This window comes from Nocardioides sp. Root151 (genome assembly GCF_001427925.1).
GTDB lineage: Bacteria > Actinomycetota > Actinomycetes > Propionibacteriales > Nocardioidaceae > Nocardioides.
The window spans coordinates 156,571-170,622 of sequence record NZ_LMGG01000008.1 but is presented as its reverse complement, the minus strand read 5'-3'; the positions used below and the strand labels follow the sequence as shown (position 1 = coordinate 170,622).

General features: G+C 70.2%; 9 protein-coding genes. 6 read left to right on the top strand and 3 right to left on the bottom strand.

Annotated features, from left to right (window positions below; all coding sequences use genetic code 11):
• Positions 1 to 11 precede the first annotated feature (11 nt).
• On the bottom strand, positions 12 to 374 hold the full coding sequence (locus ASD66_RS23595; protein WP_156388884.1) for a hypothetical protein: 363 nt from the start codon (positions 372 to 374) through the stop codon (positions 12 to 14).
• 57 nt (positions 375 to 431) lie between these two features.
• Between ASD66_RS23595 and ASD66_RS23590 the strand changes: the two genes are divergently transcribed.
• Positions 432 to 1,193 (top strand): ion channel, encoded by a 762-nt coding sequence (locus tag ASD66_RS23590; RefSeq protein WP_082599704.1) that lies wholly within the window; start codon positions 432 to 434, stop codon positions 1,191 to 1,193.
• A 117-nt stretch (positions 1,194 to 1,310) separates the two neighbouring features.
• Here the strand turns inward: ASD66_RS23590 and ASD66_RS23585 are convergent, their stop codons facing one another.
• Both ASD66_RS23585 and glgP read right to left on the bottom strand, forming a co-directional pair.
• Positions 1,311 to 3,005, bottom strand: a complete 1,695-nt coding sequence (locus ASD66_RS23585; RefSeq protein ID WP_162254309.1) for an MFS transporter — start codon at positions 3,003 to 3,005, stop codon at positions 1,311 to 1,313.
• Between the two features lie 66 nt (positions 3,006 to 3,071).
• Positions 3,072 to 5,666 carry an alpha-glucan family phosphorylase gene (gene glgP, locus ASD66_RS23580; protein ID WP_056892451.1) on the bottom strand — a complete coding sequence of 865 codons (2,595 nt, stop codon included), beginning with the start codon at positions 5,664 to 5,666 and terminating at the stop codon, positions 3,072 to 3,074.
• A 113-nt stretch (positions 5,667 to 5,779) separates the two neighbouring features.
• On the opposite strand from glgP, the gene ASD66_RS23575 reads away from it, so the two are divergent.
• The 5 genes from ASD66_RS23575 to glgB are packed head-to-tail and all read left to right on the top strand — an operon-like array spanning position 5,780 to position 14,051.
• Entirely contained in the window at positions 5,780 to 6,658 is an 879-nt protein-coding gene (locus ASD66_RS23575; protein ID WP_156388883.1) for a hypothetical protein, read from the top strand.
• Between the two features lie 54 nt (positions 6,659 to 6,712).
• A complete protein-coding gene (locus ASD66_RS23570) occupies positions 6,713 to 8,767 on the top strand; it encodes an alpha-1,4-glucan--maltose-1-phosphate maltosyltransferase (RefSeq protein ID WP_056892449.1) in 2,055 nt (684 codons plus the stop codon).
• Positions 8,764 to 10,455, top strand: a complete 1,692-nt coding sequence (gene treS, locus ASD66_RS23565; RefSeq protein ID WP_056686547.1) for a maltose alpha-D-glucosyltransferase — start codon at positions 8,764 to 8,766, stop codon at positions 10,453 to 10,455. Before ASD66_RS23570 ends, treS begins: the two co-directional genes overlap by 4 nt.
• A complete protein-coding gene (locus ASD66_RS23560; protein ID WP_056892448.1) occupies positions 10,452 to 11,843 on the top strand; it encodes a maltokinase N-terminal cap-like domain-containing protein in 1,392 nt (463 codons plus the stop codon). The genes treS and ASD66_RS23560 overlap by 4 nt, the downstream gene beginning before the upstream one ends.
• A 27-nt stretch (positions 11,844 to 11,870) precedes the next feature.
• Positions 11,871 to 14,051 carry a 1,4-alpha-glucan branching protein GlgB gene (gene glgB, locus ASD66_RS23555; RefSeq protein WP_056686541.1) on the top strand — a complete coding sequence of 727 codons (2,181 nt, stop codon included), beginning with the start codon at positions 11,871 to 11,873 and terminating at the stop codon, positions 14,049 to 14,051.
• Position 14,052: the final 1 nt, after the last annotated feature.

Below are 14,052 nucleotides of genomic sequence, written 5' to 3'. Positions count from 1 at the left end.
GAGGCTGAGACTCACTGGCCGTCGCACTGCTCGCGGAGGTCCTCGAGTGCCTCGTCGGCCTCGTCCATGTCGTTGCTCATGATGCCGCGCATGATGCGCTCGCCGGACTTGGCGAAGCCGGAGTCCTCACCCTCGGCAGCACGCGCATGACTGCCGATCGCCAGCAGCCGGTCGGCTTTGGTCGCGTCGAACTCGTCGAGCATCTCCTTGACGGACTCGTCATCGGGAAGCGCGTCGATGGACGTGCACGCGAGCTCAATGTCCGTCTCGGGGGCGGCGAAGGCGACCCGGCCGATCAGCAGGCCCACCCCCACCGCGAGGATCACACCGGCCACGACCAGGATCATTCGACGATTGCCAGGAGAAGCATCCATGGCGCCCACGCTAACAACGTTTGACCCCGTGACCGCGGGGCGGAAGGATCAGCGACCGTGACCCAGTGGCTCCGGTTGACCCGTCAGCACCCGTCGGCCGTCCTGCTGTTCGTGCAGCTGCTCGGCATCCTGGCCTACCCGTTCCTCGGGGAGGCGCCGGTGGGACGAGCCGTGTTCGGCACGTTTGCCCTTGTGGTGCTGGCGATTGCGGTGATGGCGATCCGGATGACCCCGGCGCTCAGCTGGGTGGCCGTGCTGCTGGGCGGGCCGGTGATCGTGTTGACCGTCCTCGAGGCCACCTCGCCCGACAACGAGGCGTTCGCGCTGTGGTCGGCGGTCTTCCACGCCGCGTTCTACTTCTACACGGCGTTCGCGCTGATCCGTTACATGTTCTCCGACACCGTGGTCACCACCGACGAGGTCTTCGCCACCGGGGCCACCTTCACCGTCCTGGCATGGGCCTTCGCCTACGTGTACGCCGCCACGCAGCTCATCTGGCCCGACTCGTTCAACGCCGCGGTCAACACTGCCGACCCGCGCTCGTGGACCGAGCTGCTGTTCCTCTCGGTCACCACGCTGACCAGCACCGGGCTCTCCGACATCACGCCGATCCGGCCGCACGCGCGCTCCTTCGTAATGATCGAGCAGATCGCCGGCATGCTCTACCTCGCCCTGGTGGTGGCCCGCATCATGGCGCTGCTGTCGGCCCGCGCGACCCGGCTGAGTGCCTCGCACGAGGAGGTTCGCGCCGAAGCATGGACCCCGGAGCCCGACGACGACCGGGCCGAGGGCTCGGGCACCGACGCAGCGCCGTCCTGAACGGGCCTTGCGGGTGGGCTTCCCCGGCGTCGCCGATGGCATCGACGTCGTGGGCGCGCACCGGTCCGATTCCTTCCAGCTCCGACGAGATCTCGTGCATCGGCCCGGACACGAGCTTCAGCTTGAGGTCGGCGGCGGTTCGGCGGGCGGATCCTCGGGGGCGAACCGGTCGAGCATGACCGAGACGCCGACCGCTGCCTCCCGGGCACTGGGAGTGAACCCGAGGACGACAGGCAGGAAGCGGTCCGACAGCAGGGCCCACAATCGGGCGTCGGTCGCGGCCACCACCGTCGCCGTGCGGGGCGTGCGCCGCAACAGCGCGATCTCGCCGAAGCCCTCTCCCGGGCCGAGGGTGGCCACCACGGCCCCGTCGCCGACCACCTGGACCTCGCCCACCTCGATCACGTAGTACCGGTCCCCGAGGTCACCCTGGGAGAAGACCACGTGGCCCGCCGGCACGTCGAGCGGCTCCAGACCCCGGGCCAGCTGCTCGACGGAGGGCAGCGGCAGCGTCCGCAGCATCGACACCTGCTGGAGGAGCTCGACGTCGTGGTCGTGCTCCCCCACCGTGCCGTCGAGGAGTCGCAGCCGTCGCCACGCGACCACCGCCAGGACGGGACACACGAGACCGATGCCGACCAGTGCGTAGCGCGGGCCGGAGATCGCGACCACCCAGGACGCGGCCACCGCCCCGATCCCGATGAACACCGCGACCAGACTCTCCAGGACCCCGAACACCCGGGCCAGCACCTCGTCGGGCGCCAGCCGACCGAGCAGGGTGAAGCCCGCGACGTCGATCAACGCGTTGCCGACGCCGACGAAGGCCACGAGGAAGAGGGCCGGCCACTCCTCGGGGAAGGCCCCGACGAGCGCGAGCGGGAGCCCCCACAGTGCGACGCCCACCGCGAACCAGGCGCCCAGTCGGCGGGTGCCGACGAGAAGCGAGGCGGCAAGTGAGCCGAGCACGGCACCCACACCGACGGCCGCCATCAACGTGCCGACCCCGGCGTCTCCCGTGCCGAGCAGCTCGAGGGGAACCACGACGGAGAGCACGGTCAACGCGCCCCGGGTGAAGGACTGGGCCGCGGCGAGACCGAGGATCAGGGCCAGGTCGGCGTTCCGGAGCACCGCACGCACTCCCTCAGCGGCCTCTCGGACGAGCCGAGGCCGGGCCGCTGCCGAGGGTCGGGGCGGAGCGTCGTACGACAGCCGGAGCAGGAGCCCGGCAGCCCACAGGGACGAGGCTGCCGCCATTGCGAAGACCACGGCCACGTCGGTGAGCCCGAGCAGCACCGCCGCCAAGAGCGGGCCCACCAAGGTGGCGGCGGAGTCGAGGAAGCCTCGGACCACGTTGGCACTGGCCAGCTCGTGCCCGGTGTGGCACAACGAGGGCAGCAACGCGGAGTGTGCCGGCCGGAACAGGGTCGCCGCGATCGTCGAGAGCACAGCCAGGACGTAGATCACGACGGGCGGGCCCGCGAGTGCGGCAACGACTGCCGCTCCGGCGGTCGCGACTCCTCGCACCGTCGACACCACGATCAGGACCCGTTCGCGACGTCCGCGGTCGGCGAGGGGCGACAGGAGCGGGGCGATGAGCGCGGAGGGCGCCATCCGCAGGAGCCCGACCAGGCCCACCGCGGTCGCGCCACCGTCGCGGTAGGCGACGATGCCGAGGGCCACCGTGAAGGCCCACTCGGCGGTCCAGGCACCGAGGAAGCTCAGCTGGGCCCGGCGCAGGTCGGGGTTGCGGGCGTTGCTGGTGAACGCCGCAGCGGCGCCGGCCAGCCGGTTGCGACCCGCAGAGTCCCTCACGGACCGACTGTAGGTCCGCTCCGTCACCGTCGGTGCCGGAACGCCCCGATCAACCGGAGGGCCGACTCAGGGCAGGGCGACCAGTCCGAGCTCGGCGGGCGACGCCAACAGATCGTGACGCGGCAGGATGCGGACCGTGTAGCCGAAGGGGCCGGGCCGCTCCAGCGTGACCGCTCCGTCGAACCGGTGTCGGCCGCCGTCGTACGACGCCACCGGCTGCAGGGACTCCCCCACGGTGTCTGCCAGCGTGTCGTCAGCGGAGATCGTGCCGTGCACCAGCTGCACGTCGACGTCCTCGGGTGCGAGACCGCCCAAGGACACGAACGCGTGCACCGACAGGCGCGAGCCGACCTCGGGTGAGTCGGCGACGTCGTGGGACTCGACGTGCTCGACCCGCACCCCGGGCCACGCGGAACGCACCCGTTGCTTCCACTCCGCGAAGGCCGCTGCGCGCGCGTGGTCCGTGAGGTCGCGCGCGGTGCCGACCGTCGGGGCGTAGAGCTGCTCGACGTAGTCGCGCACCATGCGGCTCGAGAGCACCTTCGGGCCCAACGACTTGAGCGTGTGGCGCACCATCTCGATCCAGCGCGAGGGCACGCCGTCGTCGTCCAGGTCGTAGAACCGCGGCGCGATCTCCTCCTCGATCAACGTGTAGAGGGCACCGGCCTCGAGGTCGTCGCGACGGTCGGGATCGTCGATGCCGTCGGCGGACGGGATCGACCAGCCGTTGCGGCCGTCGTACCACTCGTCCCACCAACCGTCGAGGATCGAGAGGTTGAGGCCACCGTTGAGCGCGGCCTTCATGCCCGACGTACCGCAGGCCTCGTAGGGACGCAGCGGGTTGTTGAGCCACACGTCGCAGCCCGGGTAGAGCGGCTGCGCCATGGCGATGTCGTAGTTGGGCAGGAACACGATGCGGTGCCGCACCTCGGGGTCGTCGGCGAACATGACGATCTCCTGGATCAGCTTCTTGCCACCGTCGTCGGCGGGGTGCGACTTGCCGGCGATGACCAGCTGGATCGGGCGGTCCGGGTCGAGCAGCAACCGCTTCAGGCGCTCCGGTTCGCGAAGCATCAGGGTCAGCCGCTTGTACGACGGCACCCGGCGCGCGAACCCGATGGTCAGGACGTCGGGGTCGAGCGCCTCGTCGACCCAGCCGAGCTCGGCCTCGGCGGCACCCCGGTGCTCCCACGAGGCGCGCAGCCTGCGGCGGGCGTCCTCGACCAGTCGCTCACGCAGCAGCCGCTTGACCCTCCAGATGTCGGTCGAGGCGACGCGGTCGACGACGTCCCAGGCGCCGGGACTGTCGGTGGAGACCTCGCCGCCCACGGCCGAACCCAGCTCGAAGACCTCGCGGGCCACCCAGGTCGGGGCGTGGACGCCGTTGGTGATCGACCCGATCGGCACGTCTGTCTCGTCGAAGCCCGGCCACAAGCCGTTGAACATGCCGCGTGAGACGTGGCCGTGCAGCTGCGAGACGCCGTTGGCCCGCTGGGCCAGCCGGAAGCCCATCACCGCCATGTTGAACACACCCGGGTCGCCGCCCTCGTAGTCCTCGGCGCCGAGGGCGAGCACACGGTCGGACGGTACGCCCGGCACAGCGCCGCCGCCGTTGTCTCCCGAGCCGCCGAAGTACTGCGCGATCAGGTCCATCGGGAAGCGGTCGATGCCGGCCGGGACGGGCGTGTGCGTGGTGAACACGGTGCCGGCCCTCGAGACCTCGAGTGCCGTGTCGAAGTCGAGCCGTGGCCCGGCCTCATCGACGGTGAGCTCGCGGATCCGCTCGAGGCCGAGGAAACCCGCGTGGCCCTCGTTGGTGTGGAACACCTCGGGTGCCGGGGCTCCGGTCAGCCGTGAATGGGCCCGCAACGCCTTGACCCCACCGATGCCGAGCAGGAGCTCCTGGAGGAGGCGGTGCTCGCTGGTGCCGCCGTACAGGCGATCGGTGACGGTGCGCAGGTGCTCCGCGTTCGCCTCGGTGTCGGCATCCAGCATCAGCAGCGGCACCCGCCCGACCCGCGCCACCCAGACGCGGGCGTGCAGCGGGTCGTCGCCGGGGAGCGGAACCGTGACCGAGGCCGGTTCGCCGTCCGCCTCGCGCAGCAGCGAGATGGGCAGGCCGTTGGGGTCGAGGACCGGATAGGTCTCCTCCTGCCAGCCCTCGCGGGACAGGTGCTGGCGGAAGTAGCCGTGTCGGTAGAGCAGGCCGACGCCGACGATCGGGACGCCGAGGTCGGAGGCCGTCTTCAGGTGGTCGCCGGCGAGGATGCCGAGGCCGCCGGAGTACTGCGGCAGCACGGCGGTGATGCCGAACTCGGGAGAGAAGTAGGCGATCGACGTGGGCCAGGTGCCCTGCGTCGCCGCGGTCTTCTGGAACCAGCGGTCGCCGGTGAGGTACGTCGTGAGGTCGGCATGCACCGCCCGCATCTCGCCCAGGAACGAGTCGTCGGCCGCCAGCTCGTCGAGGCGCGCGGGCGGGACCGCGCCCAGCAACCTGACCGGGTCGTGGTGGACCGACTCCCACAGCTCGGCGTCAACGGCCCGGAAGAGGTCCTGGGTCGCGGGGTGCCAGGCCCAACGCAGGTTGGTGGACAGCTCCCCGAGCGGGTGCAGCGCCTCGGGCAGGACGGGCTGGACGGTGAACCTTCGGATCGCACGCATGGCCTGACGCTAGCCCACGGCACAACCGCCACGCCTCGGACAAATCAGCGTTCTACTTCCAGAGTTTCGACATCTAATCCAGAATGTAAAGACAACCCTGGGGAGGGAGAAGAATGGCAGACCCTGTCATGCAGGAGAGCAGGCTCGAGGGCAGGGAGACTGCCCCGCTCGTCTCATTGGTGCTGGTCGTGCTCGGCCTGCTCTCGGCCGTGGTGGGCCTGGTGCTCTTCGCCGGCAGCGAGCAGACCGGCAAGGGCTTCGCGTGGGAGTTCGCGAGTCCCGTGACCGCCGCGCTGATCGGCGCGGGCTTCCTCGGCGCAGTGCCGATGATGCTGGGTGCCGCGATGCGCGACCACTGGGAGGAGGTCCGGATCGCCGTGCTGCCCGCACTCTTGCTGGTCAGCGGGCTCCTCGTCGTCACCGTGATGCACCTGGGCGAGACCCGGGTCGGTGGCGGACCGGTGATCGCCTACGTGCTCTCACTCGGCTGGCTCGCGGCGATGGCTGCCCTGCCGTTCGCCATCCTGTCTGCCCTGGCCGCGCAGTCCCGTGAACCCGCACTGCCGATGGAGCGCCGCTTCCCGATCCCGCGTTGGGCGTTGCCGGCCATCGCCGTCGAGGGAGCGGCCGGTCTCGGTCTCGGGCTGGCCCTCCTCGTCGAACCGGGCTGGTGGATCCCGATGCTGCCGTGGGACCTGCAGGTCGTCGACGCCCGCGCACTCGGCGTGTGGGTGCTCGTCCTGGGCGTCGCCCTGCTCCAGGCGCTGGTCGAGGACGACCTCGAACGGGTGCGCCCGGGGCTGGCCGGCGTGATGATGATCGGCGCCCTCGGCCTGGTCGCGCTGGCCTGGCACCACGCTGCGATCAGCGGTCGGGGCTGGCCCACGATCGCAGCGGTCGCCCTGGTCGGCGGGATGTTCCTCACCGGCCTGGTCGGGCTCGTCCTGCACCGCCGGGCCGTCCGGGAGCAAGCGCTTCCGACAGCAGTCTGACCCGGGTCGCCCTGCCGTTTGCTTGTGGCGGGGCGATCCGGAAGTCTGGGGCCCATGGTCGGACGCATACCCGTGATGGACGTGACCCCGGTCGTGGACCTAGGCCGCCAGCCCGCCAAGGCCACCCTTGACGAGCCGTTCCCGGTGACCGCCTCGGTCTTCCGCGAGGGCCACGACAAGCTCGGCGCCGAGGTGGTGCTCACCGATCCTGCCGGCGTACGACGCCCGCCGGTGCGGATGACCCTCGACCCTGACGTGCCCGACCGCTGGACGGCCTGGGTGACCCCCGACCGCGAGGGTCCGTGGACCTTCGAGGTGCACGCGTGGTCCGACCCGGTCGCCACGTGGCAGCACGCGGCCGACATCAAGATCCCCGCCGACATCGACACCGAACTGATGTTCACCGAGGGACGACTGCTCCTCGAGCGGGTGCTGGCTGCCGTGCCCGCGACCGACCGCGCCACCCGCGACCTTGTCGGTTCCGCGCTCAAGGCCACCACCGACACGAGCCGGCCGGTCGCGGCGCGCCTCGCCGTGCTCCAGTCGCCCGAGCTCCGGGCCGCCCTCGTCGACCACCCGCTGCGCGACCTGGTCACCGTCGAGGGCCCGTACGCGGCGTACGCCGACCGCCGTCGCGCCCTCTACGGCAGCTGGTACGAGTTCTTCCCGCGTTCCGAGGGCGCCACCCTCGACCCGTTGACCGGCAAGGTGACCACCGGCACGTTCCGCACCGCGGCGAAGCGGCTCGACGCGGTCGCCGACATGGGCTTCGACGTGGTCTACCTGCCGCCGATCCACCCGATCGGCGAGGTCAACCGCAAGGGACCCAACAACACGCTGACCCCCGGACCCGACGACGTGGGTTCGCCGTGGGCGATCGGCTCGAGGGACGGCGGCCACGACGCCGTCCACCCCGACCTCGGCACGATCGACGACTTCGACGCCTTCGTCGCCCGCGCCGGCGAGCTCGGCATCGAGGTGGCGCTCGACCTGGCGCTGCAGGCTGCCCCCGACCACCCGTGGGTCACGACCAACCCGGAGTGGTTCACCACCCGCGCCGACGGCACCATCGCCTACGCGGAGAACCCGCCGAAGAAGTACCAGGACATCTACCCGATCAACTTCGACAACGACCCGACCGGCATCTATGCCGAGGTGCTCCGGGTCGTGTGCCACTGGTTGAAGCACGGCGTCCGCATCTTCCGCGTCGACAACCCGCACACCAAGCCGCTCGCCTTCTGGGAGCGCCTGCTCGCCGAGGTGCGCCGCATCGACCCGGGCGTGCTGTTCCTCTCCGAGGCCTTCACCCGGCCGGCGATGATGCACGGGCTCGGGGCGATCGGCTACCACCAGAGCTACACCTACTTCACCTGGCGCACCGGCAAGCAGGAGCTCGGCGACTACCTGCTCGAGCTGAGCCACGAGTCCAGCCACCTGATGCGGCCGAACCTCTTCGTCAACACCCCCGACATCCTCCACGCCTACCTGCAGTACGGCGGCCCGGCGGCGTTCAAGGTGCGCGCCACGGTGGCCGCACTGGGCGCCCCGAGCTGGGGCGTCTACGCCGGGTTCGAGCTCTTCGAGCACGTGGCGGTCAAGCCCGGGTCGGAGGAGTACCTCGACTCCGAGAAGTACCAGATCCGCATCCGGGACTGGGCCGCTGCCGACGAGCAGGGCCGCACCCTGGCGCCGTACATCACGAAGCTGAACGCGCTGCGGCGCGCGCACCCTGCGCTGCAGCTGCTGCGGAACGTGACCGTGCACCGCACCGACGACGACGCGATCCTCTGCTTCAGCAAGACCGGCCCGTCGCGTGGTCTCGAGACACGCGCTGGCGAGGGTTCTGAGTCTTTCGGTGGTCGAGTAGCGAGCGCCAGCGAGCGTATCGAGACCGACATCGTGATCGTCGTGGTCAACCTCGACCCGCACGCCACGCGGGAGACGATGGTGCACCTCGACCTCGCTGCCCTCGGCCTCGACCCGCACGAGGCCTTCGTCGTCCACGACGAGCTCACCGACCAGACGTGGAACTGGACCGAGCACAACTATGTCCGGCTCGACCCGTCGGTCGAGCCGGCCCACATCCTGACCGTGAGGAGCCCCCGTTGACCGAGAGCCAGAGCATCGGCGAGAGCACGATCGGCGACCAGCCGGAGTGGTTCAAGACCGCGGTCTTCTATGAAGTGCTGGTGCGCTCGTTCCGCGACTCCAACGGTGACGGCACCGGCGACTTCAAGGGACTGACCGAGAAGCTCGACTACCTCGAGTGGCTCGGCGTCGACTGCCTGTGGGTGCCGCCGTTCTTCACCTCACCGCTGCGCGACGGCGGGTACGACGTCGCCGACTACACCAACATCCTTCCCGAGGCGGGGTCGGTCGACGACTTCCACGAGTTCCTCGACGAGGCCCACAAGCGCGGCATCCGGGTGATCATCGACTTCGTGATGAACCACACCAGTGACGCCCACCCGTGGTTCCAGGCCAGTCGTGAGGACCCCGACGGCCCGTACGGCGACTTCTACGTGTGGTCCGACACCGACGAGCTCTACCAGGACGCGCGGGTCATCTTCGTCGACACCGAGCCGTCGAACTGGACCTGGGACCCGGTGCGCCAGCAGTACTTCTGGCACCGGTTCTTCAGCCACCAGCCCGACCTCAACTTCGACAACCCCAAGGTCCACGACGCCATGTTCGAGGCGATGGCCTTCTGGCTCGACATGGGCCTCGACGGCTTCCGCCTCGACGCGGTGCCCTACCTCTACGAACGTCCCGGCACCAACGGCGAGAACCTCCCCGAGACCCATGAGTTCCTCCGCAAGTGCCGCAGGTTCGTCGACGAGAACTACCCCGGGCGGGTGCTGCTGTGTGAGGCGAACCAGTGGCCCGCCGACGTGGTCGACTACTTCGGCAACCCCGAGGTCGGCGGCGACGAGTGCCACATGGCCTTCCACTTCCCGGTGATGCCGCGCATCTTCATGGCCGTACGGCGCGAGTCGCGCTACCCGATCTCGGAGATCCTCGAGCAGACTCCGGCGATCCCCGACTCGTGCCAGTGGGGCATCTTCCTTCGCAACCACGACGAGCTGACCCTCGAAATGGTCACTGACGACGACCGCGACTACATGTGGGACGAATACGCCAAGGACCCCCGCATGAAGGCCAACATCGGCATCCGCCGGCGGCTGGCACCCCTGCTCGACAACGACATCAACCAGATCGAGCTGTTCACCGCCCTGCTGCTCTCGTTGCCCGGCTCCCCGGTGCTCTACTACGGCGACGAGATCGGCATGGGCGACAACATCTGGCTCGGTGACCGTGACGGCGTACGCACGCCGATGCAGTGGACGCCCGACCGCAACGCCGGCTTCTCCTCGGCGACGCCCGGCAAGCTGCACCTGCCGGCGATCCAGGACCCGGTCTTCGGCTTCCAGGCGGTCAACGTCGAGTCACAGATGGAGAACGCCTCCTCGTTGCTGCACTGGACCCGCCGCATGGTCCACGCCCGTCGCCAGCACGACGCCTTCGGGCTCGGCACGTTCCACGACCTCGGCGGGTCCAACCCGAGCGTGCTGTCCTATGCGCGCGAGCACGGCGACGACGTCATCGTCTGCGTCAACAACCTCTCCCGCTTCCCACAACCGGTCGAGCTCGACCTGCGACAGTGGGAGGGCCGCTCCCCCACCGAGCTGCTCGGCGGGGTGCCGTTCCCCGCGATCGGCGAGCTGCCCTACCTCCTGACCCTCGGTGGCTACGGCTTCTACTGGTTCCGCCTGCCCAAGGAGGAGACCGCACCGTGACCGTGCACGACCACCTCACCGCCTTCGTCGAGTCCGCACGGTGGTTCGGCGGCAAGGGGCGCGCGTTCACCGTCACCTCGACCCGCCGTACGGGTGTGCTGCCGGCGTCCGACGACAGCCCCAAGGTCGCCATCGACCTGGTCGAGGTGACCTACGACGACGGCGACCGTGAGCTCTACCAGGTGCCGCTGTCGTTCCGCAGCGAGGCCGACGGCCGACTCGACCACGCCCTGATCGGCACCTGGACCGACGACGACTTCGGCGACTCGTTCGTCTACGACGCCGTGCACGACCGCGACGCGATGGGCCAGTGGCTGAGCGCCTTCGCCGAGGCCGGGTCCGACGCCTCCAGCCGGCGCGACCTGCTGGTCTTCCACCGGCTGCCGGGCCACGACCTCGACCTGACCGCACACTCGACCCTGTTCAGTGGCGAGCAGTCGAACTCCTCGGTCGCCTTCGGCGAGGACTGCCTGATGAAGGTGTTCCGCAAGGTGACGCCGGGGGTGAACCCCGACATCCAGATCCACCACGTGCTCACCGAGGCCGGCTCCGAGAACGTAGCCGCGCTCTACGGCTGGCTCGACACCGTCGACGAGGCCTCCGACTCGATCATCCAGCTGGCGATGCTCCAGCAGTTCCTCCGCACCGCCAGCGACGGGTGGGAGCTGGCGCAGGCGAGCGTGCGCAACCTGTACGCCGAGGCCGACCTGCACGCCGACGAGGTGGGCGGCGACTTCGCCTCCGAGAGCGAGCGGCTCGGTGCCGCCCTGGCCGAGACCCACCAGGTCCTGGCCGAGGCGTTCCCCACCGAGCAGTTCGCGGCGGCCGACGTCACGGCCCTTGGCCGGGGCATGCACGACCGGCTCACCGATGCCATCGAGATCGTGCCCGGCCTCGCCGACCACGCGCCGGCACTGCGGGCGATGTTCGACCGCTTCGGGTCGCTCGGTTCCCTCACCGTGCAGCGCATGCACGGCGACCTGCACCTCGGCCAGACGCTGCGCACGGTCAAGGGCTGGAAGATCGTCGACTTCGAGGGCGAGCCTGCCAAGCCGCTGGCCGACCGGCTGCTGCCCGATTCCGTGTGGCGCGACGTGGCCGGCATGCTCCGCTCGTTCGACTACGCCGCGGCCGTCGTCGAGCGCGCCTTCCGTGGCTCCGACGACACCGGCAACGCGCAGCGCGCGTACCGCGGCGAGGAGTGGACGCAGCGCAACCGCGACGCCTTCGTCACCGCGTACGCCGGCCGCGACCTCACCGACGACGAACGGCTGGTGCTGGCCGCCTACGAGGCCGACAAGGCCGTCTACGAATGCGTCTACGAGGCCCGCAACCGCCCCACCTGGCTGGACATCCCGCTCGCCGGGATCGCCCGGCTGACCGCCTGATCCACGCCCGAACCGAGGAGGTCCACCGTGCCGGTCCGACCGATCGACCACACCGAGCTCGAGCTGCTGGTCAGCGGCGGTCACGGCGACCCGCACGCAGTGCTGGGCGCCCACCCCCACGAGGGCGCGGTGACGGTGCGGGTGCTGCGCCCGCTCGCCTCGTCCGTCGAGGTGCTGCACGGACAGGAGCGCACCGCACTCGCGCATGAGCACGCGGGCGTCTGGGTCGGCGAGCTGCCGGTCTCCGAAATCCCCGACTACCGGATCGCGGTGGCCTACGACGGCGGCGAGCCCACGACGTACGACGACCCCTACCGCTACCTGCCGACGTTGGGCGAGACCGACCTGCACCTGATCAACGAGGGGCGTCACGAGCAGCTGTGGCAGGCGCTCGGCGCCCACGTACGCCGCTACGACAGCGGCGTGACCGGCACGTCGTTCGCGGTCTGGGCGCCCAACGCCCGCGGCGTGCGCCTGATCGGCGACTTCAACGGCTGGGACGGCCGGTCCACCCCGATGCGCCAGCTCGGCAGGTCGGGGGTGTGGGAGATCTTCCTGCCCGACGTGGGCGACGGTGCGACGTACAAGTTCGCCCTGCTCGGTCCCGACGGCCAGTGGCATGAGAAGGCCGACCCGCTCGCCTTCGCCACCGAGGTGCCGCCGCAGACCGCGTCGAAGGTGACCACCTCGGCGTACGCCTGGGGCGACGACCAGTGGATGCGGCAGCGCGCGCAGCAGCGGCACACCGAGGAGCCGATGTCGGTCTACGAGGTGCACCTCGGGTCGTGGCGCAAGCACGGTTCCGAGATGCTCGACTACGCCGAGCTGGCCGACGAGCTGGTGGCCTACGTGCGCGGTCTCGGCTTCACCCATGTCGAGCTGCTGCCGGTGATGGAGCACCCGTACGGCGGCTCCTGGGGCTACCAGGTGACCTCCTACTACGCGCCGAGCGCACGGTTCGGTGACCCCGACGGGCTTCGGTTGCTGGTCGACCGCTTCCACCAGGCGGGCATCGGCGTCCTGCTCGACTGGGTGCCGGCGCACTTCCCGAAGGACGAGTTCGCGCTGGCCCGCTTCGACGGCACGCCGCTCTACGAGCACCCCGACCCGTCGCTCGGCGAGCACCCCGAGTGGGGCACCTACATCTTCGACTTCGGCCGCAACGAGGTGCGCAACTTCCTGGTCGCCAGTGCGCTCTACTGGCTCGAGGAGTTCCACGCCGACGGCCTCCGGGTCGACGCGGTGGCGTCGATGCTCTACCTCGACTACTCCCGCGAGCCGGGCGAGTGGACCCCCAACGTGCACGGCGGGCGCGAGAACCTCGAGGCCGTGCAGTTCCTCCAGGAGCTCAACGCCACGGTCTACCGGCGGGTGCCCGGCGTGATGATGGTGGCCGAGGAGTCGACCGCCTGGCCCGGGGTCACCCAGCCCACCTCCGACGGCGGGCTCGGGTTCGGGTTCAAGTGGAACATGGGATGGATGCACGACACCCTCGCCTACGTGCAGCAGGACCCGATCCACCGCGTGCACCACCACGGGCAGCTCACGTTCCCGATGGTCTACGCCTACGCGGAGAACTACGTGCTGCCGCTCTCGCACGACGAGGTCGTGCACGGCAAGGGCTCGTTGCTGCGCAAGATGCCCGGCGACCGGTGGCAGCAGCTGGCCAACCTGCGCGCCTACCTGGCATTGCAGTGGGCCCACCCCGGCAAGCAGCTGCTGTTCATGGGGTGCGAGCTCGGCCAGGAGTCGGAATGGGCCGAGGCGCGTGAGCTCGACTGGTGGCTGCTCGACCACGTGGAGCACCGCGGCATGCACGACCTGGTCCGCGACCTCAACGGCGTCTACCGCGACTCCCCCGCCCTGTTCGCGCTCGACCACGACCCGGCCGGCTTCGCGTGGATCGACGCCAACGACGCGCAGCGCAACGTCTTCTCGTTCGTCCGGCGTGCGAACAACGGGCCCGACGTCGTCTGTGTCACCAACTTCTCACCGGTCCCGCACCACGACTACGTGCTGGGCATGCCTGCCGCCGGCGACTGGCACGAGGTGCTGAACACCGACGCCACCGCCTACAGCGGCTCCGGTGTCGGCAACCTCGGCCGGGTCGAGGCGGTCGTCGGGGAGTGGTCCGGCCAGCCGGCCCGCACCACCGTCGTGGTGCCGCCCCTGGCCACGATCTGGCTGCGCCGCGACGAGGAATCCTGAC